Genomic DNA, 25,556 nt, shown 5'->3' with positions numbered 1-25,556 from the left:
GGTGTTTGCAGATGCAGTTCGATCAGGTGACGGTTATCGGTGGCGGTCTGGCGGGATCGGAGTGCGCGATCCAGCTGGCAGATCGCGGGTTTGCCGTAAAGCTGTGCGAGATGCGCCCCCAGGTGAGCTCCCCGGCCCACCATACCGATCACCTGGCAGAGCTCGTCTGCTCCAATTCGTTTAAGTCGACCCGTCCGGATTCCGCGGCTGGTTTGCTGAAGGCCGAGCTTGAGCGCATGGGTTCGGTCCTGCTCGATTGCGCCCATCGCGCGGCTGTTCCCGCCGGTGGCGCCTTGGCGGTCGACCGCGTCAAGTTTTCCGAGCTTGTCGAGGACGAGGTTGCCGCCCGTCCCAATATCGAGATCGTTCACGGCGAGGTCACGCAGATTCCCGAAGGTCACGTGGTCATTGCCGCCGGCCCCTTGTGCTCGCCGGCGTTGAGCGAAGAGGTCGTGAAGCTCGTCGGTGGCGACGCCCTTGCGTTCTTCGATGCCGCGGCGCCGATCGTCGATGCCTCCACGCTCGATATGGACGTGCTGTTCTCGCAGTCGCGCTACGAGGAGCAGGGGAGCGGCGACTATCTCAACGCTCCGCTCAACAAGGAAGAGTACGAGGCCTTTATCGAGGCGCTTACCACGGCCGACCGCGTGGTGCTCAAGGACTTTGAGGGCGGCGATCTGTTCCAGGCCTGCCAGCCTGCCGAGGAAGTTGCGCGCACCGGCAAGGACGCCATTCGCTTTGGCGCCATGAAGCCCGTCGGCCTCACCGACCCGCGAACCGGTCGTCGTCCCTGGGCGGCGATTCAGCTGCGTGCCGAGAACAAGGAGAAGACCGCCTATAACCTGGTGGGCTTCCAGACCAACCTGACCTTTGGCGAGCAGAAGCGCGTCTTCCATATGGTGCCGGGTCTGGAGAACGCCGAGTTCTTCCGCTACGGTGTCATGCACCGCAATACCTTTGTCGATGCGCCGCACGTGCTCGATGGCACCTTTGCCGTGCCTGGTACCGGCGTGCGCCTGGCCGGTCAGATCACCGGCACCGAGGGGTACATGGAAGCCGTGGCGACAGGTCTGCTCGCGGCACTCAACACCTATGCCGAGGCTGTCGGGGCCGCTCCCGTCGAGCTGCCGCGCGTGGGTGCTTTGGGCGCGCTCGTGGGCTATGCTACCGATCCGGCCACGGTGGGCTATCAGCCTATGCATGTCAACTTTGGCCTGGTGCCGCCACTCGAGGATGGTAAGCGCCGCAGCAAGCGCGACCGCTACCAGGCCTATGCGGACCGTGCGCTCGAGGCCCTTGATGCCTATCTGGCCACTCGCCCCGATCTGTTTGGAGGCGACCGGTCATAGCCTTTGACCTGTACGACACCGTCGACTCGTTTATTGCCTATATCTCACGCGTCGAGGGACTTTCTCCCAACACGGTGACGGCCTATGGCTCGAGGCTGGAGCGCTTTGCTGCCTGGTGCGAGCGTGAGAATATAGATTCTTTCGCTGCCGACGTGCGCACCATTCGTCGCTATCTTGCCGAGCTTTCGCGTGAGCAGGTGACTCCCCGAACGCTTGCGGCACACCTGTCTGCCATTCGCTCGCTCTATCGGTGGATGGCTGCCGAGGGGGTCGTGGAGGGCGATGTGGTCTCGGCAATTTCCTCGCCCAAGCTCCCGCGCGATCTACCCGGTGTGCTGACGACCCATCAGGTGGAGGCGCTGCTCAAGACGCCTGATACCTCAACACCCGCGGGACTGCGCGATGCGGCGATGCTCGAGCTGCTCTATGCCTCGGGCGCCCGTATCTCTGAGCTCGCAGCACTCAATGTGGAGTCCATTGCGTGGTCCGAACGCACGCTGCGCCTGTGGGGCAAGGGGAGCAAAGAACGTATCGTCCCTCTGTATCGTCGTGCGCTCGAGGCGACGCGTCTCTATATTGAGGAGGGGAGGCCGGAGTTGCTCGCTCAGGCAAAGCGTCGTGACCCCGCTACCGGGCCGCATCCGCTGCTTATATCGGCGCGCGGTAATCGCATGAGTGCCGCCATGCTCAGGCGGCGGTTTCATATGCTGGCGACGCTCGCCGGCATTCCGGCCGACATCGCCCCGCATGCGATGCGCCATACCTTTGCGACCGACTTGCTCGAGGGCGGCGCGGACCTGCGCTCGGTTCAAGAGCTGCTGGGTCATGCGAGCCTGTCCACGACGCAGATCTACACGCATCTCACGCCCGATCGGCTCAAACGTGCCGTGGCTCAAGCCCATCCCCGAGGCGAATAGTGGCTGGGACGTCCCGCGCCGCACTCAGGTGTGTGGTTTTGATTGCGGGTTGGCAGGAAGAAGCATTCCTGCTATCATTCATCAGGTTGCTTCACGGCAACATGTTTTTATCACGCACGCGCGGCTACTTCATACCGTGGTGCCCGGGCTTTGGTAGCACATGTCCGGGTTGGTTTTGGAGGATGACCCCGCGCGGAGGCAAACCACAGGAGGTTTAACATGGCTACCAAGATTAATATCCGCACCCTGCTCGAGGCCGGCTGCCACTTCGGTCACCAGACCCGTCGCTGGAACCCCAAGATGAAGCCGTTCATCTTCGGTGAGCGCAACGGCATCTACATCCTCGACCTCAAGCAGACCATCCTCGACGCCGATCAGGCCTACACCTTCGTCAAGAACGTCGCCAAGGGTGGCAACGTGCTGTTCGTCGGCACCAAGAAGCAGGCTCAGGAGGCCGTCAAGAACGCTGCTGAGCGCGCCAACATGCCCTACATCAACCAGCGTTGGCTCGGCGGCATGCTGACCAACTTCGTCACCATCCGCTCTCGCATCAACCGCATGGAGGAGCTCGAGGCCATGGTCGAGGACGGCCGCATGGCTGTTCTGCCCAAGAAGGAGCAGGCTGTTCTCGGTAAGGAGCTCACCAAGCTCCAGACCAACCTCGGTGGCGCCCGCGACATGAAGGGCCTGCCTCAGGCTCTCTTCGTCATCGACACCAAGCGCGAGGAGAACGCCATCAAGGAGGCCCAGCGCCTGAACATCCCCGTCGTCGCTCTGATCGACACCAACTCCGATCCCGACGAGGTCGAGTACGGCATCCCCTGCAACGATGACGCTATCTCCGCTGTCACCCTTATGTGCGAGCTCATGGCTGACGCCTGCCTCGCTGGCTCCGGCAAGGAGCAGGTCTCCGAGGCCGAGATGGCCGCTGAGCCCAAGGCCGAGTAAATCAGTCTTAGTTAATTCTTTTTCATCTCTTTGAAAGGAACCACAATGGCCCAGATTACCGCCGCTATGGTCAAGCAGCTCCGCGAGATGACCGACTCCCCGATGATGGAGTGCAAGAAGGCTCTCGTCGAGGCAGACGGCGACATGGACGCTGCTGTCGACGTTCTGCGTAAGAACGGCCTCGCCAAGGCTGCCAAGAAGGCTGGCCGCGAGACCAACGAGGGCGCTGTAGCCGCGTTCGTCTCCGAGGATGGCAAGACCGGCGCTCTGCTCGAGCTCTCCTGCGAGACCGACTTCGTTGGCTCCAACGCCAAGTTCACCGGCTTTGCTTCCAAGGTCGCCGAGGTTGTCGCCACCACCGAGCCTGCTGACGTCGATGCTCTGCTCGAGAAGCCGATGGGCGAGGAGACCGTTTCCTCCGAGCTCACCGAGATGATTCACATCATGGGCGAGAACATGAAGATCTCCCGCTTCGCTGCCCGCAAGGCCGAGAACGGCGCGCTCGCTTCTTACATCCACATGGGTGGTAAGATCGGCGTCCTCGTCGAGTTCGCCTTCGAGAAGGCCGAGACCGCTCAGGCTGAGTCCTTCAAGACCTTCGCTCACGACGTTGCCCTTCAGGTTGCCGCCGTCGCCCCGATCTGCGCTACCCGCGATCAGGTTCCGGCCGAGACCGTCGAGCACGAGAAGCAGATCTACATGGCCCAGGCTGCCGAGTCCGGCAAGCCCGAGGCTATCCAGGAGAAGATGGCTGTTGGCCGTCTGGAGAAGTTCTACAAGCAGTCCGTGCTCACCGAGCAGGAGTTCATCAAGGACAGCTCCCTCACCATCAAGAAGTACGCTGAGCAGGTCTCCAAGGAGCTCGGCGACACCATTACCGTCGTTGCCTTTGACCGTCTGGTCCGTGGCGAGTAAATAAGCTCTTGTAGCTGGTAATGAGCAGGCTGTGGGTTTTACTCACAGCCTGCTTTTTCATGGCTCTTATCAGAGCCTTTGATATCATATTGAGAGTCTAATTAAAGGAGGATCGCTTTGTCCGACATCCGATATAAACGCGTGCTTCTTAAGCTTTCCGGCGAAGCACTGATGGGCGACGGCCAATATGGCATCGACCCCAAGGTTACCGATCATCTTGCCAAGCAGGTCAAGGAGCTGCTCGCCGTTGGCCATGAGGTCGGCGTCGTTGTCGGCGGCGGCAATATTTTCCGCGGCATGGCAGGCGCTGCCGGTGGCATGGAGCGTGCTCAGGCCGACTACATGGGCATGCTGGCAACCGTTATGAACGCGCTCGCCCTGCAGGATGCCTTCGAGCACAACGATGTTCCTTGCCGCGTGATGAGCGCTATCCAGATGAACGAGATCTGCGAGCCCTATATTCGTCGCCGCGCTATCAACCATCTGTCCAAGGGCAACGTCGTCATCTTCGCTGCCGGTTCGGGCAATCCGTACTTTACGACCGACACCGCCGCGGCTCTTCGTGCGTGCGAGATCGGCGCCGAGATTCTGATTAAAGCCACCAAGGTTGACGGCATCTACGACAAGGATCCCGTCAAGTGCGCCGATGCCGTCCGTTTTGACAAGATTACCTATCACGAGGTTCTCGTCCGCGGTCTGCAGGTTATGGATTCCACAGCTACGGCACTGTGCCAGGATAACCGTATGCCGATTTTGGTCCTCAACATCGATGGCGAGGACACCGTCAAGCGCGCGCTCGCGGGTGAGCCCGTCGGCACGCTCGTCTATCAGGAGGATTAAGCATGGCAGAGAACATCACCGCCCATATGGACAAGTCGCTCGAGTCCCTCAAGCATAACTTCTCCAAGGTCCGTACCGGTCGCGCCAACGCCAACATTCTGTCCGACATCACCGTCGATTATTACGGTGTCCCCACGCCGGTCACGCAGGTTGCCGCCGTCAAGACCCCCGAGGCTCACATGCTGCTCATCGAGCCGTGGGACAAGGCGCTCATCAACGCTATCGTCAAGGCCATCGGCGCTTCCGATTTGGGCATTACCCCCAACTCCGATGGCACCGTCGTTCGTCTGCCGTTCCCGGCCCCCACTGAGGAGCGCCGTCGCGAACTCGTCAAGGAGTGCCGCGAGTACGCCGAGCAGGCCAAGGTGTCTATCCGTAACATCCGTCGCGACTTCAACAACAAGCTCGAGCGCGATGAGGAGCTCACCGAGGACGATGTCCGTCGCGAGCAGGCCAAGGTCCAGAAGCACACCGATGAGTATGTCGCCAAGGTCGAGGAGCTTCTGAAGGAAAAAGAAGCCGAGGTCATGGAGATCTAAGGTGCAATACGACGAGCATAAACTGGTCGAGTACTTTGCCGACGCCCCTGCGGGCGTCGGTTTTTCCGACCTTGACCTCAATAACATTCCGCACCATATCTCGTGCATCATGGACGGCAACGGTCGTTGGGCCACGTCGCGCGGTCTTGCACGCACTGAGGGCCACAAGGCGGGTATCGTCTCGCTGCGCGAGATCATTACCGCCTGCGTGCGCCTGGGCGTCGACGTGCTTTCGGCCTATGCATTTTCGACCGAAAACTGGAATCGACCGCAGCACGAAGTCAACGTTCTGATGCACCTGTTTGCCAAGACGTTTATCGACGAGCTGCCGCTTCTGAAGCGCGAAAATGTGCGCGTAGTCTTTTTGGGTGACATTTCCGCGCTGCCCAAGAAGACTCGCGACGTTTTTGAGCGCGGTCTTGCCGAGTGCGCCGATCACACCGGTATGACGCTGGCGCTTGCCGTCAACTACGGCGCGCGTGCCGAGATTACCCGCGCTGTCCGTCAGATCGCATCCGACGCTGCCGCCGGTAAGATCGACCCTGCCGCAATTGATGACGACATGGTGGCTTCCCGCCTCTATACCGCCGGTCTTCCCGATCCCGAACTTGTGATTCGCACCTCTGGTGAGCTGCGCCTTTCGAACTATCTGCTGTGGCAGGTGGCTTATTCCGAATTCTACGTCACCGATACCTATTGGCCCGACTTTGATCGTTGGGGCCTTGTCGACGCCATTTTGGCCTATCAGGGCCGTGACCGTAGGTTTGGTGGACTGAGTAAGACCGAGGAGGCTTAATCGTGTCCGATCGTCCCAAGGCATCTGCTCCCAAGACGCCAGTTTCCGCGGCGCCTGCGCGCAAGGCTGCCGCTGCGGGAGCACCTGCAGCAAAGAGCGGCACCGGTTCGTGGCTGGCGGGCTTTATCATCCGTGCCGCCGCCGGTATCGTCTACGCCGTTGTCTTTATCCTGTGCCTGGTTTTGGGTATCGTGCCCACGGCCATCTTTGTTTCTGTCATGAGCGGTCTGTGCTGCTATGAGTTTTTCCGTATGACGAGGCTCGATGGCAAGATGGCTAACGAGCGCATGGGTATCGCTGCCGCCGTACTCTTTCCGCTGTCGGCGTTGGGCGATTCGATGTTGCTGAATGCCCTGCTTTTTGCCCTGATGCTCGCTGTGGGCATTTGGTATGTTTGGTCGCCGCGTACCCGCATCTCTGATGTGGCCGTGACGCTCATGGGTCCCATCTACACTGGCTTTATGCTGTCGGCTATCGTGCTGCTGCGCGATGCCGTGCCCGGTTTTGCCGGCGCCCTGCTTTCAGTGGGCGTTTGCGCGTCCCTTTGGGTCTCCGATTCGTTTGCCTACATCGTGGGCAGCCGTATCGGCAAACACAAGATGGTTCCCAAGATCTCCCCCAAAAAGAGCTGGGAGGGGTTTGCCGGCGGCATCTTGGGCTCGGTTTTGATTTGGCTCATCCTGTGGGCGACGCACTTCTACAAGCTCAGCCTGCCCTATGCGCTGCTGTGCGGCGTGGCCGTGTCTATTCTGGGCGTTATCGGCGACCTTATCGAGTCCCGCATCAAGCGCGGTGTGGGCGTCAAGGATTCCGGCAACCTTATCCCGGGCCACGGCGGAATGCTCGATCGTAGCGATTCGCTTATCTTCGGTTGCATCACCGCACAGCTGTTGCTGATGATCGGAGGCGTGCTGTAATGTCCTTCCAGACGACGTATGGCCCCGATGGACGCCTTCGCGTTGCCTTCCTGGGTTGTACGGGCTCTATCGGCACCCAGGCGCTCGATGTGTGCCGCCAGCATGCCGATCGCCTGCAGGTGACGGCGCTGTCCGTTAATTCCAGCACCTCGGAGCTCGTTGCCGCTGCCCGCGAGTTCTCGGTTCCGGCGGTTGCCGTTGCCGATGTCGCTCATGGCGATGACGCCGTGCTGCAGGAGTTGCCCGAGGGCACACAGCTCGGCGTTGGCGCGCAGGCGGTTTGCGAGCTCGCGCGTCGCGACGATGTCGACTGCGTGCTCGTCGCTATTGTGGGCGCCGCCGGTCTCGAGGCGAGCCATGCGGCCTTGACCTCGAATAAGCGCCTTGCCCTTGCCAACAAGGAGTCCCTCGTCGTCGGTGGCGACTTGCTTATGCCGTTGGCGCAACCGGGCCAGCTTATTCCGGTCGACTCTGAGCATTCCGCCATCTACCAGTGCTATCTGGGGGAGAACCCGCGCGAGGCCCACTGCATTTGGCTCACCTGCTCGGGCGGTCCGTTCTTTGGCCGCACGCGCGACGAGCTCGATCGCGTGACGCGTGCCGATGCCCTCGCGCATCCCACGTGGGCCATGGGTGCCAAGATCACCATTGACTCCGCCACCCTCATGAACAAGGGCCTGGAGCGCATTGAGGCCATGCATCTGTTTAACTGCGACCTCGATTTCATTAACGTGGTCGTGCAGCGTCAGTCCAAGATTCACTCTATGGTCGAGTTCGCCGACGGCTCCGTGATGGCGCATCTCGGTGCATCCGACATGCGTATCCCCATCCAGTTCGCGTTCTCGTATCCCGAGCGTTGGGATACTCCGGCGCCTCGTATCGATTTCCGCGAGCTGGGGCAGCTCACGTTTGATGCTGCCGACATGGATACCTTCCGCTGTCTGGCACTGGCCGAGCGTGCCGGCAAGACGGGTGGCACCATGCCGTGCGTTCTCAATGCCGCCAACGAGGTCGCCGTCGATGCCTTCCTGCACGATGGCTGCAGCTTTACCGATATCGATCGCATTGTGGAATCCTGCATGGACGCCCACGATATGCAGGTGGTCGATTCGTTTGAGCAGCTTCGCGACATCGATGCGTGGGCGCGTGAAAAGGCTGCGCAGGTGCTCGCCGCAACCCGTTCCTAACCCATAAGGATTGCTTTTTCGTTTTATGGATACTGTTCTGAGCGTTCTCTCATCGGTCTTTTGGGGCCTGCTGATGCTTTCCGTCCTCGTGTTTTTGCACGAGGGCGGCCACTTTTTGGCGGCGCGTGCCTGCGGCGTCCGTGTGACCGAGTTCTTTTTGGGTCTGCCGTGCCGCTTTGACATCCATTACACGTCGCGTCGCATTGGAACCAAGTTTGGCGTGACCCCGCTGCTGCTGGGTGGCTACGCTGCCATCTGCGGTATGGATCCGACCGATGTTTCGTGCGCCGACCGCGTGCTCGCGGCTATCTATCGTCATGGTCGCGTGACCGTGGCCGACCTTGCTGTCGAGCTCGAGCTTTCCGAGGAGGATGTGCTCGAGGCATGCGCCCTTTTGCTGGGCTGGGGCTCCATCGCGCCCTGGTATGAGGAAGGGGAGAAGCCCTCGCCGAGCTACTATCCCACCAAATATCAGACGTTGCCGCGAGACACGGCAGGCTATACCACCTTTGATGGTCGTCGTTTCGATCGCGAACATGCGACTGCCGAGGGCGATGTGTGGGAGCTGCCGTGCGGCGAGGCCGAGTTCCTTGCGCAAGAGCGCTCGCACACCTATCTTGGCCAAGGCTTTCTCAAGCGCGCCTTTATGCTGCTCGCGGGCATTATCGTCAATATCTTGACGGGTTTTTTGCTCCTTATGAGCATCTATTCCATTGCGGGTGTCACCGTGCCGATGGATACCAACGTGATCGGTCAGGTTGACGAGGGGTCTATTGCCGCCAAGGCGGGTATCGAGGGCGGTGACGCGATCCTTTCGGTTGACGGTGTCTCATGTTCCACTTGGATGGATGTCTACGATGCCATCGGCAAGGCTGCCGGTAAGGACGATATTGCTATTGAGTATGAGCGCGATGGCAAGCAGTGCTCGACCTCGGTCACACTCAAAGAGGACGAACGTCTGGGCGTTTATGCCTCTACGCAGGTGGTCCGTTTGGACCCCATCACCTCGGCGCGCCTCTCCTTCTCGTATGTTGCGCAGACAGCGGAGGGCGTGATGCGCCTGCTCCAGCCGCAGCATACGATGGAGATTCTCGATCAGTCTTCTTCGATCGTGGGTATTAGCGTTATGTCTTCACAGGCCGCTGCTGCCGGCCCTGCCACGTTCCTTTCCTTTGCCGCCCTCATTTCGTTCTCGCTTGGCTTTATGAACCTGCTGCCCATCCCACCACTCGATGGCGGCAAGCTGGTCATCGAGATCATTCAAAAGATTGCGGGCCGCGAGTTGCCGCTCAAAGTGCAGACAATCGTCAGCTATGTCGGCATCGCGCTCTTTGCACTGCTGTTTGTCTATATGCTTCGTTCCGACATCCTTCGATTTATTCTGTAGGGGAGTGTTTGGATTGTCTTTATCCCATCCTTTGCCTCGCGAGTTGACGCGCCCCGTGCATGTGGGCGGCGTGCAGATCGGTGGTGGCGCTCCGGTCGTGGTTCAGTCTATGACCTGCACCGATACTGCTGATGCCCAGGCAACGCTTGCGCAAGTGTGCGCGTTGGCGCAGGCTGGCTGCGATATCGTGCGCGTGAGCGTGCCTACCGAGGCTGCGCTCGAGGGCTTTCGCACGATTTGTGCCGAGTCTCCGGTGCCAATCGTCGCCGATATCCATTTTAACCATAAGCTTGCCATTGGCGCTGTCGAGGCTGGTGCCTCTAAGCTGCGCATCAACCCCGGCAATATCGGCGATTGGGCTAAGGTCGATGCCGTCATCGATGCCGCGGGTGCCGCGGGCTGCGCGATTCGCATTGGCGTGAACGCGGGCTCGCTTGAGCAAGATATTGCCGAGCGCGACGACCTCACGCAGCCCGAAAAGCTCGTGATGTCGAGCGATCGCTTTGTGCGGCACTTTGAGGACCGTGGGTTTACCAACATCGTGCTATCCGCCAAGGCCCATCGCGTACAGACGACACTTGATACCTATCGCGCCCTGTCGCGCGAGATACCGCATGTTCCGCTCCACCTGGGCGTGACGGAGGCGGGGACCAAGCTTCAGGGCACCATCAAGAGCTCTGTAGGCTTGGGTATCTTGCTTTCCGAAGGCATCGGTGACACCATGCGTGTGTCGCTCACGGCCGATCCGGCTGAGGAGCCGCCGGTCGCCTGGGGAATTCTACAGTCGCTGGGCCTGCGTCGCCGTGGTCCCGAGATTGTCTCGTGCCCCACGTGCGCCCGCTGCCAGGTTAACCTGATTCCCATCGCCGAGGAGGTCACCGAGCGGCTTAAGAACTATTCCGCGCCGCTTTCGATCGCCGTGATGGGATGTGCGGTCAACGGCCCCGGAGAGGCATCTGACGCCGACCTGGGTGTTGCCTGCGGACGTGGTCAGGGCCTGCTCTTTTCGCATGGCCAGATCATTGGTAAAGTAGCTGAGGATCAAATTGTCGACGCGCTTATGGCCGAGGTCGACAAACTTATTGAGGAGAAATAAATGACCCGAGCAATGTATATGTCTAAGCTCTATGCGCCGACGCTTAAAGAGGATCCGGCGGACGCTGAGCTCGCCAGCCACCGCCTGCTGCTCCGTGCCGGCATGATCCGCAAGGAGGCCGCCGGTCTGTATTCCTACCTGCCGCTTGCTTGGCGCTCGATCCGCAAGATCGAGAATATCGTGCGCGACGAGATGGACGCCGCCGGCGCCCAGGAGCTCATGATGCCCATTATGGTCGATGCCGAGCTGTGGCGTGAGTCCGGCCGTATCGATGCCTATGGCAAGGAGCTTGTGCGCTTTGACGACCGTCATGGTCGCGAGTTCGTGCTGGGCCCCACCCACGAGGAGACCGTGACTGCCCTGGTGCGCAACGAGCTGCGCTCCTATAAGCAACTGCCCGTCAACCTGTACCACATTCAGGACAAGTTCCGCGATGAGTTCCGTCCCCGCTTTGGCCTGATGCGCGGCCGCGAGTTCATCATGAAGGACGCCTACAGCTTCTCCGCCACGCAGGAGAGTCTGCAGGAGGAGTACGACAAGATGAAGCAGGCCTACGCCAACATCTGCGAGCGCTGCTACATCAAGGCTCTGCCCGTTGTCGCCGACTCCGGCGAGATCGGTGGCGATACCTCCGTCGAGTACATGGCTTTGGCTGACGCCGGCGAGGCTTCGCTCGTCTACTGCGACGATTGCGGCTTTGCAGCCGACGATGAGGCCGCAAGCACCAAGGTCGTTGTGACCGAGGGTCCTGGCGACGGTGCGCTTACCAAGGTCGAGACTCCGGGCATGGGCACCATCGAGGCCGTTGCAAAGTTCTTCGGTTTCCCCGAGAACGGCACGCGCAAGTCTCTGGCACTCATCGACGCCGAGGGCAAGCCCGTCGTGGCCATTGTCCCGGGCGACCACGAGCTCAACGATTGCAAGGCCGAGCATGTCTTTGGCAAGGGCTATCGCATGATGACCGACGAGGAGCTTCAGGCGAACGGTCTGCACAAGGGCTTTATCGGACCGGTTAACTTGCCCGAGGGCATCCGTCTGGTGTGTGACGAGAGCCTGCGCGAGTCCAAGCAGTGGGCCTGCGGTGCCAACGAGGTCGATTATCACTTTACCGGTGCCTGCCCCGAGCGAGACTTTACCGTCGATGAGTGGGCAGATCTGGTCACCGTCGTTGCCGGCGATCCCTGCCCGCACTGCGGCAAGCCGCTCTCTGCTGCCCGCGGCATCGAGGTCTCTCAGGTGTTCCAGCTGGGCACCAAGTACTCCGAGGCCATGGGTGCCACCTTTATGGACGAGGACGGCAAGGAGAAGCCGCTCATCATGGGTTGCTACGGCGTTGGTGTGTCCCGCTCGCTTGCTGCCGTCGTGGAGCAGCACAACGACGAACACGGCATCGTCTGGCCGGTCTCCGTTGCCCCGTACGAGGTCGCGGTGATTCCGCTCGATCCCAAGAAGGAGGAGTGCGCAACCGTCTGCGACCAAATCGTCGAGGGCCTGTGCGCCGAGGGTATCGAGGTTGTCGTCGATGACCGTGACGAGCGTCCCGGCTTTAAGTTTGCCGATAACGACCTCATGGGCTTCCCGTATCAGGTCGTTCTGGGTAAGCGCGGCCTCAAGAATGGTACTGTGGAGCTCAAGGACCGTGCCACGGGCGAGCGTGAGGACGTGGCGATCGACGAGGTCGTCGCCAAGGTTGCCGAGCTTGTTAAGGCGGCCCGCCGTTAATCGACGATTTCGCTTGTAGTTCGATATACGGGACGGCCCCACATTTCTCCAGATCGGGGAGATGTGGGGCCGTCCTTTTATCTTGTGGCATCCTCGATATCTAAAAGGAAAACCCCACAGCCCATATGAGCTGCGGGGTTTTCTTGTGCCTCCGATGCGAAATAAATCGCTCAGATATTACTGATAATCGACGACGTCGATCCAGTTCTTCAGGAACTCATCGTTCACGTTGCGCTTACGAGCGAGCTCGGAAGCGGCGACGATGCTCGTCCACTGACGCACGACCTGCATGGGCATGTCAGCGCGGTCGCAGTAGAGCTCCAGGTAGGCCTCAGCCTGATCCTTGCTGTTGAGGGCGAAGAGCAGGTAGGTGGTGGCAACGTCGGCAGCAGGGGAGCCCTGGGTGGCGTGTGCCCAGTCGCACACATAGAGCTGGCCGTCGTCGCCGACGATGACGTTGGAGGGGTTGAAGTCGCCGTGGCAGACCTTGAACTCCTTGGTCATGCCGTCCAGACGCTCCTGAAGGTTGTAGCGCGTGGTGGCATTGAGCTGATCAAGGCTGTCGATCATGCGGGCGAACTTGTCGCGCTGACGGTTGAGCAGCGGGGAGGTGTAGCCGTGGATCTCGATCTGGAGGTCGACGAACATCTCGAGATACTCACCAAAGCGCTGGGGCTCGGCAGTCATCTTCTCGGCAAGGGTGGTGCCCGGAACCTTCTCGGTCACGAGCGCCCAGCCGTTGGCGTTCTCGAGCTGGGAAACCTCGAGAGCCTTGGGGCTGCGGATGCCGCACTCATTGATGCGGGCAAGATTCAAAGCCTCGTTGAACACGTCGGAGACAGGCTTGGTCTCGTTAAAGACCTTGACGATCTTGTCGCCCAGGTCGTAAACGACCTTGTTGCCACGGCGGACGAGCTCGGTCTTGGAATCGGGTAGCAGCATGGTTGCATCCTTTCAACGATGCGATAGAAGCGACGGCGGGGGGGGGTGAAAAACCCGTGCACCCCCGCCGTTAAAAACCGTGCTAAAACTAGCAGACGGCGTAGTCCTGAGGCTCGCGGCCGTAGTAGGCGTCCAGGTAGAGCTCCTTGATCTCGCTCATGAGCGGGTAGCGCGGGTTGGCGCCGGTGCACTGGTCGTTGAATGCCTGCTCTGTCATCTCGTCGAGGGTGTCGAGGAAGTACTGCTCGTCAACACCGTAGTCGGCGATGGTCTTCTTGACGCCGATGAAGTCCTTGAGCTCCTCGAGCTTCGTGATGAAGTTCTCGAAGACCTCCTTGTCGTCCTTGCCCTCGATGCCGCAGTACTTGGCCATCTCGGCGTAGTTGTGCAGCGCGTTGGGGTAAGGATACTGGGAGAAGGTACCCATCTTGACGGGAGCCTCGGCGGCGTTGTAGCGCATAACGCGGGTCAGGATGACGGCGTTGGCGAGGCCGTGGGGCAGGTGATGGAAGGCGCCGAGCTTGTGAGCCATGGAGTGGTTGAGGCCCAGGAAGGCGTTGGCGAAGGCCATACCGGCCATGCAAGAGGCGTTGTGCATCTCCTCGCGGGCATGCGGGTCCTTGGCGCCGTTCGTGAAGCTGGAGGGCAGGTTCTCGAAGACGAGCTTAGCAGCGCGCTCGGAGAGGCCCTTGGTGTAGTCGGAAGCCATGATGGAGACGTAGGACTCGATGGCGTGGGTCATGACGTCGATGCCGGAGGCAGCGGTCAGGCCGCGCGGGGCGGTCATGCAGTTGTCGGCGTCGACGATAGCCATGTTGGGGAGCAGCGCGTAGTCGGCGAGCGGCCACTTGATGCCGGTCTCCTTGTCGGTGATGATGGCGAACGGCGTGCACTCGGAGCCGGTACCCGAAGAGGTCGGGACGGCGACGAAGTAGGCCTTCTTGCCCATCTCGGGGAAAGTGAAGATACGCTTGCGGATGTCCATGAAGTCCATGGCCATGTCCTCAAACTTGCACTCGGGGTGCTCGTACATCATCCACATGATCTTGCCGGCGTCCATAGCGGAGCCACCGCCGACGGCGATGATCACGTCAGGCTCAAAGAGAGCCATCTGCTTGGCGCCGCGACGTGCGCACTGCAGCGACGGATCGGGCTCGACGTCGTAGAAGCAGTCGTGGGCGATGCCCATCTCGTCGAGCTTGGCCTCGATGGCGCGGGTGTTGCCATTCTTGAAGAGGAACTGGTCGGTGACGATGAAGGCGCGCTTCTTGCCCATAACGGTACCGAGCTCGTCGAGGGCGACGGGCGTGGAACCCTTCTTGAAGTAGACCTTCTCGGGAGCGCGGAACCACAGCATGTTCTCACGGCGCTCGGCCACAGTCTTAACGTTGATCAAGTGCTTCACCCCAACGTTCTCGGAGACGGAGTTGCCGCCCCAGGAGCCGCAGCCCAGGGTCAGAGACGGCTTCATGCCAAAGTTGTACAGGTCACCGATGCCGCCGTGCGAGGACGGGGTGTTGATGACGATACGGCAGGCCTTCATGACGTGCTCGAACAGACTGATCTTCTCGGCCTGGGCGGGGTGCACGTACAGAGAGGCGGTGTGGCCCGGGCCACCGGCGAGCACCAGGTGCTCGGCCTTGTCGACGGCCTCCTGGAAGTCCTTGGCGTGATACATGGCCAGGACCGGGGAGAGCTTCTCGTGGGAGAACTCTTCCTTGGCGGGGTCGGTGGAGGTGACCTCGGCGATCAGGATCTTGGTCTTGGCGGGAACCTCGATGCCGGCGAGCTCGGCGATCTTGGCGGCAGCCATGCCGGGAATGCGGTGATCGAGGGCGCCGTTCTTGAACATGGCGGCACGCAGGGCCTCCATCTCGGCACCCTGCTTGACGAAGTAGCAGCCGCGCTTCTGGAACTCGGCCTTAACCTGGTCATAGATGGTGTCGATGACGGTCACAGACTGCTCGGAAGCGCAGATCATGCCGTTGTCGAAGGTCTTGGAGTGGATGATGGAGTTGACGGCGAGCAGCACGTCGGCGGTGTCGTCGATGATGACCGGGGTGTTACCGGCGCCAACGCCCAGGGCGGGCTTGCCCGAGGAGTAGGCGGCCTTGACCATGCCCGGGCCACCGGTGGCGAGGATGATGTCGACGTCACGCATGACCATGTTGGTCAGCTCGATGGAGGGGACATCGACCCAGCCGATGATGCCCTCGGGGGCGCCGGCCTTGACGGCGGCGTCAAGCACGAGCTTGGCGGCGGCGATGGTGCACTTGGCGGCTGCCGGGTGCGGCGAGATGATGATGCCGTTGCGGGTCTTCAGGCTGATCAGCGTCTTGAAGATCGCGGTGGAGGTGGGGTTGGTCGTCGGGATGACGGCGCCCACGATGCCGATGGGCTCGGCGATCTTGGTGATGCCGTAGGCCTCGTCGCGCTCCAGGACACCACAGGTCTTGGTGTTCTTGTAAGCGTTGTAGATGTACTCTGCGGCGTAGTGGTTCTTGATGACCTTGTCCTCAAGAACGCCGCGGCCGGTCTCCTCGATGGCCATCTTCGCCAACGGGATACGAGCCTTGTTGGCGGCCATGGCGGCCTCGTAGAAGATCTTGTCGACCTGCTCCTGCGTGTACGTAGCAAAAAGCGCCTGGGCCTCTCGCATCTGAGCGAGCTTAGCCTCAAGCGCCTCTACGTTGTCCACAATTGCGGGAGTAGTGTTTTCCGGTGACTTTTTCACCATTTGTGTCTCCTTGCGATCGGAGATTTACCCTACGCCTTGCATGATAGCAAGAAATTATTCGGCGAACGGTAAGATTCCCGTAAAAGGCATACTAAAACGCTTCAACCTAATGAAGCGTTTTAACTAAATACTATCAGCCTACTGCATCACCCTGCTCATTGGGGACAGACTTGCATGAGTATTTCAATGGGAAAACGGGGAGAACGGGGCAACTGTTTGATAATCGATATTCGCGGGTCGCGGTTGAGTCGGACACGCAGGCGGTGCAGCTGCTCGATTACATCCATCTCAATCCTGTGAAAGGTGCGCTTGACTCGCTCGAGTCGTACTGCTGGTCAAGTTGCAAAGCATATCAGCTGGGCTACGATCCTTTTGATATTTGTGATGCGGCCCCTATGCTCGAAAACACTCATGTAAGTCTGTTCCCAATGATTGAAAAAAAGGCGTCCTCCACATGGGAGGACGCCTTTGGTAAGTTCTATGTGAACGCGAGGTCTTTGACCCGGAGAGTCCGAGGTACTTGTTGGTAAGACCTTATTTAGGAGCGCGCAACCTTGCCGGACTTGAGGCAGGTGGAGCAAACGTTCATCTTGCGACGGTGACCATCGACGACGACGTAAACGCGCTGGATGTTGGGGCGGAACTTACGGTTGGTGACGCGGTGAGAGTGGCTGATGGAGCGACCGGCAACGGGGTGCTTACCGCAAACTTCGCAAACTTTGGACATAACTGACCCTCCTTGGGCGACAAACGAACATGTCGCGTTAACAAACAAGCCTGAACTATAGCACAGAAGCAGCTCCCTGTGCGTAATCTACACAGAGATATTCCTCTTTTGGCGATAGTGCTCACGCCACGGCCCTGGACGTAGATCCGATTTGCGTGCAGCAGAGGGGATTATGCCAGCTCGTGCGTGCGTTTTCAAGCTCGTCCCACAAATATATATAGGTTTATGGAGCACCTGCGCCCGTTTACGGATTGCCCTGTATTTATGCTCGCAATTAAGCTCGAGGTTGGCTACACTATCCCTTGACCATTAAAGGGGTACGAGATACCCACATGGAATTACATAGCTGCCAAAGAGCAGCCCTTCCTGTGGGTGTCTGGTCCGCTTTAAGCGGTCGGGCATCTATTTTTTTTGACTGTGTCAGCAGTCAAGACATGTGAGGAAGGAGATCGATGGGCACGACTTCCCCCAAGGCGGTCATCATGGACGAGACCGCCGTCAATCGAGCGATGACCCGCATCGCGCACGAGATTCTCGAGCGCAACGAGGGCTGTGAAGACCTCGCTCTGGTCGGCATCGTCACGCGCGGCGACCTTCTGGCAAAGAAGCTCGCCGAGGAGATCAAGGAGATCGAGGGCGTCGACGTTCCGCTCGGCAGCCTGGACATCAGCTTCTACCGCGATGACTATGCGACCAATTTCGCTCCCGCGATCCACGCTACCAACATTCCCTTCAGCGTCGACGGCAAGCGCGTCGTGCTGGTGGACGACATCCTGTATACGGGCCGTACTATCCGCGCCGCTCTGGATGCCGTCATGGACCTGGGCCGTCCGAGCCGCATCGAGCTGGCAGTTCTCGTTGACCGCGGTCACCGTGAGCTCCCCATCTCGCCGGACTTTGTCGGCAAGAACGTTCCCTCGTCGCATGAGGAGAACGTGCACCTATATATGAAGGAAGTCGACGGCCACACCGCCGTCGAGATTAACGACGTCGCGCCGGGTTCCCACGTGGGCTCCGCGCCGCTGGGAGGTGAGTAGTACCGTGGCGTTCAACCATAAGCACCTGATCGACATTACCGAGTACTCCGAAGAGGACATCAAGCTCATCCTCGAGACCGCCAAGGCGTTCTCCGAGGTCAATGAGCGTGCGATCAAGAAGGTCCCCACGCTCAAGGGCAAGACCATCGTCAACATGTTCAACGAGCCTTCGACGCGCACCCGCAGCTCCTTCGAGCTCGCCGAGAAGCGTCTTTCGGCCGACAGCCTCAACTTTGGCGGCTCCTCGACCTCCACGGTCAAGGGCGAGAGCCTCGTCGACACCGTCGAGACCCTCAACGCCTACAAGATTGATTGCATCGTCGTTCGCGATAAGCACGCCGGTGCTCCCTACATCGTCACGCAGAACTCGCCCGCGAGCGTCATCTGCGCCGGCGACGGCAAGCACAACCATCCCACGCAGGCCCTGCTCGACCTGTACACCATCTGGGAGCACAAGGGCGACTTCCACGGTCTTAAGGTCGCCGTCGTCGGCGATATCGCGCACTCCCGCGTCTGCGGCTCGCTGATCCCCGCGTTGAAGATCATGGGCTGCGAGACCTACGCCGTCGCCCCCGGCACGCTGCTGCCGCCGGCGCCCGAGGTCCTGGGCTGCGACCACGTGACGAGCGACCTCGATTCGGTACTCCCCGAGCTGGACGTCGTCTACATGCTGCGCGTGCAGCAGGAGCGCCTCGAGGGCGCTCCGTTCCCGACCATTCGTGAGTACCACAAGCTCTTCGGCCTGACCAAGGACCGCGAGAAGCTCATGAAGCCCGACGCGATCATCTGTCACCCGGGCCCCATCAACCGCGGCGTCGAGTTCGACTCCTATATGGCCGACCACCCGCAACGCTCCGTCATCCTGGAGCAGGTCTACGCCGGTATCTGCGTGCGTATGGCTATCCTGTATCTGCTGCTTGGAGGTGCCGATAATGGCCTTGCTTCTTAAGAATGCCCACGTCGTCGACCCGTCCGTCGAGCTTGACGGTGTCGTTGACGTCCTGATTGACGGCGACAAGATCGCCGAGGTCGGCGAGAATCTCGCCGTCGAGGGAGCCGAGGTCCGCGACCTTTCCGGCAAGTACCTCGTCCCCGGCCTGGTTGATATGCACGTTCACCTTCGCGAGCCCGGCTACGAGGTCAAAGAGGACATCGAGAGCGGCACCCGCGCAGCTGCCAAGGGCGGCTTTACCGGCGTGTGCTCCATGCCCAACACCGATCCCGTCACCGATAACGGCACCGTCGTGGAGTTCGTCAAGTCCCGTGCTGCCGAGGTCGGTCACTGCCGCGTCTATCCGTCGGGCGCCATGACCCGCGGTCTTAAGGGCGAGGCTATGTCCGAGATGGGCGATATGGTCGCCCACGGCGCCGTCGCCTTCACCGACGACGGTCGCGGCGTGCAGGGCGCGGGCATGCTCCGTCGCTGCATGGACTACGGCAAGATGTTCGGCAAGGTCTTTATGAGCCACTGCCAGGACGAGGACCTGGTCGGTCACGGCCAGATCAATGAGGGCAAGGTCTCGACCCGTCTGGCTCTCGAGGGCTGGCCGGCTGTCGGCGAGGAGCTCCAGATCGCCCGCGACATCGAGATTGCCAAGCTGACCGGCGCCAAGCTGCACATCCAGCACATCTCCACCGCCCATGGCCTGGAGCTCGTGCGTGCCGGCAAGGCCGCTGGCGTTCAGGTTACCTGCGAGGCCACGCCGCATCACATGTTCCTGACCGAGAACGACCTGGACGAGACCTACAACACCTCGCTCAAGGTCAACCCGCCGCTGCGTACCGAGGCGGACGCCGAGGCCATCCGCCAGGGCGTCATCGACGGCACCGTCGACGCTATCGTCACCGATCACGCTCCCCACACTCCGTGGGAGAAGGCGCGCGAGTTCGAGCTTGCGCCCTTCGGCATGATCGGCCTCGAGACCTCGCTGTCGCTCGTGCTCACCGAGCTGGTCAACACGGGCAAGATGAGCATGGGCCGCATGGTCGAGCTCATGGCCATCAAGCCTCGTGAGATCCTGGGCCTCGACCAGGTTCAGGTCAAGGCGGGCTCCGTTGCCGACCTGACCGTGTTCGACGCGTCCGCCACCTGGACGGTCGGCGAGGACGGTTACGAGTCGCGCGCCGAGAACTCCGGTTTTGCCGGCCGCACGCTCACCGGTCGTGCCACCGATGTGTTTGTCGGCGGCAAGCAGACGCTCGCCGACGGCTGCATCTGCTAGCATAGCCTTATCGCTTTTGTGCGCGGCGCCCTTGCGGTGCCGCGCTTTCTGTTCGCCTGAACCATGCAACCGCATGGGGGATTGGAGCGTCTATGCCCACACCTTCCACTGCACGCATGCACGACTTCGAGGTCGTCTCGAACCAGGAGATCGCCGAGGGCATCTTCTCGCTCGTAATCTCGGCCCCCAAGCTTGCAAGTGCGCTCAAGCCCGGTCAGTTTGTGAACATCGCCGTGCCCGGCGATGCCTCTTCGCTGCTTCGCGTGCCTCTGAGCTTCTATCGCGCCGACGCCCAGGCCGGCACCGTCGAGCTGTGGTACGCCGTCGTGGGCGACGACACCCGCCGTCTGTCGCAGATGGCCCCCGGTTCCACCTCTAATCTGCTGGGCCCTGGCGGCCGCGGCTGGCTTGTTCCCGAGGGCACCAGGAAGGCGCTGCTCGTGGCAGGCGGCATCGGCGTTCCGCCCGTGCTCTGCCTCGCTGGCATGCTTGCCGAGCAGGGCGTGGATGTCGACGTGTGCCTGGGCTTTGGCACCGCTTCCAAGGCCGTGGGTGTCGATGAGTTCCGCGCGCTGGGCGCCACGGTTAACGTATGCACCGACGATGGCACGCTGGGCACGCACGGTTTTTGCACCGAACCGGCAGCCGAGCTGCTCGGCGAGGGCGGCTACGACTACGTGGCCAGCTGCGGCCCTGCCGTCATGATGAAGAAGGTCGCCGCCGCTGCCGCTGAGGCCGGTGTGTACTGCGAGGTGTCGCTCGAGCGCATGATGAGCTGCGGCTTTGGCGCCTGCAACACCTGCAACGTCGAGACGGTCGACGGTATGAAGGGCGCCTGCATGTGCGGCCCCGTGTTCGATGCTTCCAAGGTGGTGGTCTTCTAGTGGGTACCGTGAATATGGCCGTCGATTTCGGCGGCGTCAAGATGCAGAACCCCATCAACACCGCAGCCGGTACCTTTGGCTACGGTTGGCAGTTCCAGAACTTCTTTGATGTCTCCCAGCTGGGTGCCATCACCACCAAGGGCTGCGCTGCCGAGCCCTGGCCCGGCAACCCCGCGCCCCGCATGGCCGAGATCCCGGGCGGCATGATCAACTCCGTGGGCCTTCAGAACCCTGGCGTGGCCGCCTTTGCCCGTGAGTCCGGTCCGTGGCTCGAACAGCTGTCCAAGGACGGCTGCCAGGTCATCTGTCAGGTCGCCGGCCATTCCGTTGACGAGTTTGTCCGCGCGCTCGAGATGTATGTCGAGCTGTGCCCCTGGGCTGCCGGCTATGAGATCAACGTGAGCTGCCCCAATATCGCCGCCGGCGGTGCCGCCATGGGCTCCTCGCCCGAGGGCGCCTCTGCCGTTATGGCTGCTTGCCGTAAGGTGACCGATAAGCCGCTGTTCGTCAAGATGGCTCCGGTCAACGTCGCCGAGATCGCCAAAGCCCTCGAGGCCGCAGGCGCCGACGGCCTTTCGGTCATCAATTCCATCCAGGGCATGGCCATTGACGTGCACACCCGCAAGTCCCGCGTTGCCAAACCCAAGGGCGGCCTTTCGGGTCCACTGTGCCACCACATCGCCGTTCGCATGGTCTGGGAGGTCGCTCAGGCCGTCGATATCCCCATCAACGGTGTCGGCGGCGTCATGACGGGCGAGGATGCGGCCGAGTTTATCCTGGCTGGCGCTACCTGCGTGTCGGTCGGCATGGCCAACTTCGTCGATCCGTGCGCCTCGCTCAAGATCGCGCACGAGCTCGAGGCCTGGGCGGAGTCCCAGGGCGTGAAGGACATCAACGAGCTGGTAGGTGCTTTCGAATGCTAGAGACCGATGCCCGCGACCGCGTTATCGTCGCCCTCGACTGCGACCGTGAGCGTGCGCTCGAGCTCGCCCACGAGCTTTCTGGTCATGCCGCTTGGCTCAAGGTCGGCATGACGCTCTATTACGCTGAGGGCCCCGAGATCGTCAAGACGTTCAAGGACCTGGGCTTTAAGGTCTTCCTCGACCTCAAGTTCCATGACATTCCGCATCAGGTGCGCGGTGCCGCCCGTTCGGCCTCGCTTGCCGGTGCCGACCTGCTCTCGGTCCACGGTTTGGGTTCGGGCGCCATGCTCGCCGCGTGCCGTGAGGGTGCCGAGGAGGCGCGCGAGGACCGCGCCAAGCTCGTCGCCATTACCGTGCTCACGAGTATGAACCAGGATGCGCTGGCCGAGATCGGCGTCGAGTCGCCCGTGGCCGAGGAGGCCGCCCGCTTGGCAAAGCTTGCCCAGGCCAACGGCATCGATGGCATCGTGTGCTCACCGATGGAGGCTCATGACATGCGTGAGCTGCTGGGTCCTGATGCCCTGATCGTGACTCCGGGTGTGCGTCCGGTGGGTGCCGCCCTTGGTGACCAGTCCCGCGTGGCGACGCCTTCCCAGGCTATCGAGCGTGGCGCAAGCCACATTGTGGTGGGCCGTCCCATCACCGGTGCCGACGATCCGGTTGCCGCCTTTGACGCCATCGTCGCCGAGCTGGTAGAAAACGTCGCGTAAAAGATTCCCCTAAGTCACCACTTTTGGGTCTCATTAGCACAAAATAGCCCCTGTGCCTGCGTAAACTTTCCCATCCTTTGTGTGGAATCGCAGGTCAGGGGCTTAACTTTGGGCGCAGTATATTGCACTTTTTGCGGGTATCGTCTAACCTATGGAGCCGCGATTAGGCATTTTGTACGTTCTACGTGCTAAAATGCCAATTATTGAATCAGATATAACCCAACTATTTGGAGGTACGAATGGCACTCCCTCAGCTTACCGACGAGCAGCGCAAGCAGGCTCTTGAGAAGGCTGCTGCCGCACGTCACGCCCGCGCTGAGCTTCGCGAGCAGATCAAGAAGGGCGAGAAGTCCCTCGAGTCCGTGCTCAACTCCGATGACCCCATCGCTTCCCGCATGAAGGTTTCCACCCTCATCGAGTCTCTCCCCGGTTATGGCAAGGCCAAGGCCGCCAAGATCATGGAGGAGCTCGGTATCTCCGCTACTCGTCGCGTCCAGGGCCTCGGCGTCCGTCAGCGCGAGCAGCTCCTCGAGCAGCTGACCAAATAAGTGAGCGCTCAGGATTCCAAGCTCTTTGTGATTTCTGGACCGTCAGGCGCAGGCAAGGGTACGCTCGTCGCTCGTGTGCGCGAGCGCCGCTCGAACCTGGGTCTGACGGTTTCGGCTACCACGCGAGCACCACGCAAAGGTGAGGTCGACGGCGTCAACTACTTTTTTCTGACGCGCGAGGAGTTCGACCGCCGCGTGGCAAACGGTGAGTTTGTTGAGTGGGCCGAGGTCCACGGTAACTGCTACGGCACGTTGGTGAGCGAGGTCACATCCAAGCTCGCCTCGGGCTCGTCTCTGATTTTGGAGATCGATGTCCAGGGCGCCCTGCAGGTGAAGGAGCGTTTCCCCGAGGCCGTGCTGATCTTTATCAAGCCGCCTTCGCTTGAGGTGCTCCGCGAGCGTCTAGTCGGTCGCGGTACCGAGACGCCCGAGACGATTGAGCTGCGTATGGCAAACGCCGCCGATGAGCTTGCCCTTGCCGACCGCTACGACGACGTCGTGGTGAATGACGATCTCGACCGCGCGACCGATGAGCTCGTTCGCGTTCTCGATATGCATGAAAGGATCTGAGGTCCGTGTCCGTTGTAAAGCCTTGCATTGACGATCTTCTGGAGAAGACCGATCACAACCGCTTCCTGCTCGCTTCGCTTGCCTCCAAGCGCGCCTGCGACATCAATAGCATGCTGCGTGGCCAGCACAACCGCGTGCTTGCCGTCCAGGATGTCGATGACATCACCATTGGGCTTTCCGGTGCCGATACCATCTCGATGGCTATGGACGAGATTGTCGACGGTGACATCTCTTACGACGAGGCTCGTTACGAGAAGGCGCTTGGCCACAAGGTTGCTGAAGCCTAAATGGCGGCTCGCGTCTGCCTGGTCCACTATCACGAGGTTGGACTGAAGGGCAAGAACCGCGCACATTTTGAGCATATCCTCATGGATAACATCAAGGCGGCCTTGGCCGCCTTTTCCGTGAACGCCGTGTCTCGAATTTCCGGTTATATCCTCGTGACCTTTAACGAGCATCAGGCCGACGAGGCGGCGCGTGTCATTCGCACCGTTCCCGGCGTTGCCCGTGTGTCTTTGGCGTATCACACCAACCGCGACCCGCAGGAGTACTGCGCCGCCGCCGTGAAGGCGCTGCGCGAGTTTGGTTCCTTCGATTCGTTTAAGGTGCACGCCAAGCGCTCCAATACCGACTATGAGCTCACCTCGATTGATATCAATCGTCAGGTGGGCGAGGTACTGTGTGAGGCCTTCCCCGATAAAAAGGTTCAAATGCACGACCCCGATGCGATGGTGCACGTACTGGTGGTCCAGGGTAGCGTTTACGTGTACGCGCGCTCCGAGCGCGGCGTGGGCGGTCTGCCGGTGGGTTCTGCCGGCAAGGTCGTGACGCTGCTGTCGTCGGGTATCGATTCTCCGGTGGCGACCTGGATGCTCGCGCGTCGCGGCGCGGTGTGCGTGCCGGTGCATTTCTCCGGTCGTCCGCAGACGCCTGATACGAGCGAGTATTTGGTGCAGGACATCATCCGTGCGCTTGAGCCGGGTGTCCAGATCGGCCGCCTGTACGTGGTGCCGTTTGGCGACTGCCAGCGTGAGATTTCGGTCACCTGCCCCAGCAACCTGCGTGTGATCATGTATCGTCGCATTATGTATTCGGTTGCCGAGCGCATTGCGCACATCGAGGGCGCCAAGGCCATCGTTACGGGCGAATCGCTTGGGCAGGTTGCCTCCCAAACGCTTGAGAACATCATGGCCGTCAACGAGGCCGTGAAGATCCCCGTGTTCCGTCCTCTCATCGGTTCGGACAAGCAGGAGATCATCGCGCGTGCTGAGGAGATCGGTACGTTCGATATCTCGACTGAGGCCGCTCCCGACTGCTGCACGCTGTTTATGCCGCGCCGACCCGAGACGCACGCTAAACTCGATGCCGTGCATGAGGCCTGGGAACTGTTTGATCACGAGGAGATGATTGAGCGCCTGCTCAAGCAGACCGAGTACATCGACTTCGAGAGCAACACATATAAGGCCCCTAAGACCTTAAAACGCAAACATTCGGAGCTTGCTCCGCGTGAGATTTACCAAGATTACGAGTAAATTTGTGCATAGACCGACGATGCGCCTGCATCGTCGGTCTTTTGCTATCTGGGCATTTTGCGGCTAAGCGTTCATTTGCTGACGTGTGCCTGAATAAATGGACAGATTTGT

General features: G+C 60.7%; 25 protein-coding genes. 22 read left to right on the top strand and 3 right to left on the bottom strand.

The features are described from left to right. Nucleotides 1–11 precede the first annotated feature (11 nt). The 12 genes from trmFO to DWX39_RS03590 all read left to right on the top strand — a co-directional run bounded on the left by trmFO (nucleotide 12) and on the right by DWX39_RS03590 (nucleotide 12,613). Nucleotides 12–1,349 (top strand): methylenetetrahydrofolate--tRNA-(uracil(54)-C(5))-methyltransferase (FADH(2)-oxidizing) TrmFO, encoded by a 1,338-nt coding sequence (gene trmFO / locus DWX39_RS03645; RefSeq protein ID WP_117635269.1) that lies wholly within the window; start codon nucleotides 12–14, stop codon nucleotides 1,347–1,349. Continuing rightward, the gene (locus DWX39_RS03640) at nucleotides 1,346–2,266 is read left to right on the top strand and encodes a tyrosine recombinase (protein ID WP_117635268.1); all 921 of its coding nucleotides are present in this window, start codon (nucleotides 1,346–1,348) and stop codon (nucleotides 2,264–2,266) included. Before trmFO ends, DWX39_RS03640 begins: the two co-directional genes overlap by 4 nt. A gap of 219 nt (nucleotides 2,267–2,485) precedes the next feature. Further along, nucleotides 2,486–3,214, top strand: coding sequence for a 30S ribosomal protein S2 (gene rpsB, locus DWX39_RS03635; RefSeq protein WP_006236109.1), 729 nt, complete (start codon nucleotides 2,486–2,488; stop codon nucleotides 3,212–3,214). Nucleotides 3,215–3,259: 45 nt separating this feature from the next. Further along, complete coding sequence (gene tsf, locus DWX39_RS03630) at nucleotides 3,260–4,129, top strand: translation elongation factor Ts (protein ID WP_022094736.1); 870 nt, start codon at nucleotides 3,260–3,262, stop codon at nucleotides 4,127–4,129. A 117-nt stretch (nucleotides 4,130–4,246) separates the two neighbouring features. Further along, nucleotides 4,247–4,969 (top strand): UMP kinase, encoded by a 723-nt coding sequence (gene pyrH / locus DWX39_RS03625; RefSeq protein ID WP_040359955.1) that lies wholly within the window; start codon nucleotides 4,247–4,249, stop codon nucleotides 4,967–4,969. Between the two features lie 2 nt (nucleotides 4,970–4,971). Continuing rightward, nucleotides 4,972–5,508: a ribosome recycling factor gene (gene frr, locus DWX39_RS03620; protein WP_006236112.1), complete on the top strand. Its 537-nt coding sequence runs from the start codon at nucleotides 4,972–4,974 to the stop codon at nucleotides 5,506–5,508. A 1-nt stretch (nucleotide 5,509) separates the two neighbouring features. After that, complete coding sequence (locus DWX39_RS03615) at nucleotides 5,510–6,304, top strand: isoprenyl transferase (protein WP_117758534.1); 795 nt, start codon at nucleotides 5,510–5,512, stop codon at nucleotides 6,302–6,304. 2 nt (nucleotides 6,305–6,306) lie between these two features. Further along, nucleotides 6,307–7,221, top strand: a complete 915-nt coding sequence (locus DWX39_RS03610; protein WP_233508851.1) for a phosphatidate cytidylyltransferase — start codon at nucleotides 6,307–6,309, stop codon at nucleotides 7,219–7,221. Next, nucleotides 7,221–8,408, top strand: coding sequence for a 1-deoxy-D-xylulose-5-phosphate reductoisomerase (dxr, locus tag DWX39_RS03605; RefSeq protein ID WP_117758533.1), 1,188 nt, complete (start codon nucleotides 7,221–7,223; stop codon nucleotides 8,406–8,408). Before DWX39_RS03610 ends, dxr begins: the two co-directional genes overlap by 1 nt. Before the next feature lie 25 nt (nucleotides 8,409–8,433). Beyond that, nucleotides 8,434–9,795 carry an RIP metalloprotease gene (locus DWX39_RS03600; protein WP_117758532.1) on the top strand — a complete coding sequence of 454 codons (1,362 nt, stop codon included), beginning with the start codon at nucleotides 8,434–8,436 and terminating at the stop codon, nucleotides 9,793–9,795. Nucleotides 9,796–9,808: 13 nt separating this feature from the next. Then, a complete protein-coding gene (ispG, locus tag DWX39_RS03595; protein WP_117758531.1) occupies nucleotides 9,809–10,891 on the top strand; it encodes a flavodoxin-dependent (E)-4-hydroxy-3-methylbut-2-enyl-diphosphate synthase in 1,083 nt (360 codons plus the stop codon). Further along, complete coding sequence (locus DWX39_RS03590; protein WP_233508850.1) at nucleotides 10,892–12,613, top strand: proline--tRNA ligase; 1,722 nt, start codon at nucleotides 10,892–10,894, stop codon at nucleotides 12,611–12,613. Nucleotides 12,614–12,790: 177 nt separating this feature from the next. Here DWX39_RS03590 and DWX39_RS03585 read toward each other — a convergent pair whose 3' ends face one another. The 3 genes from DWX39_RS03585 to rpmB form a co-directional block, all read right to left on the bottom strand. Further along, a complete protein-coding gene (locus DWX39_RS03585; protein ID WP_006236119.1) occupies nucleotides 12,791–13,555 on the bottom strand; it encodes an aminoglycoside phosphotransferase family protein in 765 nt (254 codons plus the stop codon). A gap of 88 nt (nucleotides 13,556–13,643) precedes the next feature. Then, entirely contained in the window at nucleotides 13,644–16,292 is a 2,649-nt protein-coding gene (gene adhE / locus DWX39_RS03580) for a bifunctional acetaldehyde-CoA/alcohol dehydrogenase (RefSeq protein ID WP_117758530.1), read from the bottom strand. Between the two features lie 538 nt (nucleotides 16,293–16,830). Next, entirely contained in the window at nucleotides 16,831–17,019 is a 189-nt protein-coding gene (rpmB, locus tag DWX39_RS03570; RefSeq protein WP_022094725.1) for a 50S ribosomal protein L28, read from the bottom strand. Between the two features lie 452 nt (nucleotides 17,020–17,471). Here rpmB and pyrR point away from each other — a divergent pair, with 452 nt between their 5' ends. The 10 genes from pyrR to thiI all read left to right on the top strand — a co-directional run bounded on the left by pyrR (nucleotide 17,472) and on the right by thiI (nucleotide 25,445). Next, the gene (gene pyrR, locus DWX39_RS03565; RefSeq protein ID WP_006236123.1) at nucleotides 17,472–18,056 is read left to right on the top strand and encodes a bifunctional pyr operon transcriptional regulator/uracil phosphoribosyltransferase PyrR; all 585 of its coding nucleotides are present in this window, start codon (nucleotides 17,472–17,474) and stop codon (nucleotides 18,054–18,056) included. 4 nt (nucleotides 18,057–18,060) lie between these two features. After that, nucleotides 18,061–19,005 carry an aspartate carbamoyltransferase catalytic subunit gene (locus DWX39_RS03560; RefSeq protein WP_035138537.1) on the top strand — a complete coding sequence of 315 codons (945 nt, stop codon included), beginning with the start codon at nucleotides 18,061–18,063 and terminating at the stop codon, nucleotides 19,003–19,005. Beyond that, complete coding sequence (locus tag DWX39_RS03555) at nucleotides 18,989–20,278, top strand: dihydroorotase (RefSeq protein WP_117758528.1); 1,290 nt, start codon at nucleotides 18,989–18,991, stop codon at nucleotides 20,276–20,278. Before DWX39_RS03560 ends, DWX39_RS03555 begins: the two co-directional genes overlap by 17 nt. Nucleotides 20,279–20,394: 116 nt before the next feature. Then, nucleotides 20,395–21,162, top strand: a complete 768-nt coding sequence (locus tag DWX39_RS03550; RefSeq protein ID WP_117758541.1) for a dihydroorotate dehydrogenase electron transfer subunit — start codon at nucleotides 20,395–20,397, stop codon at nucleotides 21,160–21,162. A gap of 14 nt (nucleotides 21,163–21,176) precedes the next feature. After that, nucleotides 21,177–22,085, top strand: coding sequence for a dihydroorotate dehydrogenase (locus DWX39_RS03545; protein ID WP_199411071.1), 909 nt, complete (start codon nucleotides 21,177–21,179; stop codon nucleotides 22,083–22,085). Further along, nucleotides 22,079–22,795: an orotidine-5'-phosphate decarboxylase gene (gene pyrF / locus DWX39_RS03540; protein WP_117758526.1), complete on the top strand. Its 717-nt coding sequence runs from the start codon at nucleotides 22,079–22,081 to the stop codon at nucleotides 22,793–22,795. Before DWX39_RS03545 ends, pyrF begins: the two co-directional genes overlap by 7 nt. 239 nt (nucleotides 22,796–23,034) lie before the next feature. Beyond that, nucleotides 23,035–23,343, top strand: a complete 309-nt coding sequence (mihF, locus tag DWX39_RS03535; protein WP_006236130.1) for an integration host factor, actinobacterial type — start codon at nucleotides 23,035–23,037, stop codon at nucleotides 23,341–23,343. Then, complete coding sequence (gene gmk, locus DWX39_RS03530; protein ID WP_117629178.1) at nucleotides 23,344–23,913, top strand: guanylate kinase; 570 nt, start codon at nucleotides 23,344–23,346, stop codon at nucleotides 23,911–23,913. It begins immediately after the preceding gene. A gap of 5 nt (nucleotides 23,914–23,918) precedes the next feature. Continuing rightward, nucleotides 23,919–24,200 carry a DNA-directed RNA polymerase subunit omega gene (locus tag DWX39_RS03525; RefSeq protein ID WP_035138532.1) on the top strand — a complete coding sequence of 94 codons (282 nt, stop codon included), beginning with the start codon at nucleotides 23,919–23,921 and terminating at the stop codon, nucleotides 24,198–24,200. Continuing rightward, nucleotides 24,201–25,445, top strand: a complete 1,245-nt coding sequence (gene thiI / locus DWX39_RS03520) for a tRNA uracil 4-sulfurtransferase ThiI (protein ID WP_117758525.1) — start codon at nucleotides 24,201–24,203, stop codon at nucleotides 25,443–25,445. Nucleotides 25,446–25,556: the final 111 nt, after the last annotated feature.

Source organism: Collinsella sp. AF19-1LB, from assembly GCF_003459655.1.
Classification (GTDB): Bacteria; Actinomycetota; Coriobacteriia; order Coriobacteriales; family Coriobacteriaceae; genus Collinsella.
Note: the sequence above shows the minus strand (reverse complement) of the source record. Positions and strands in the feature narration are given on the sequence as shown.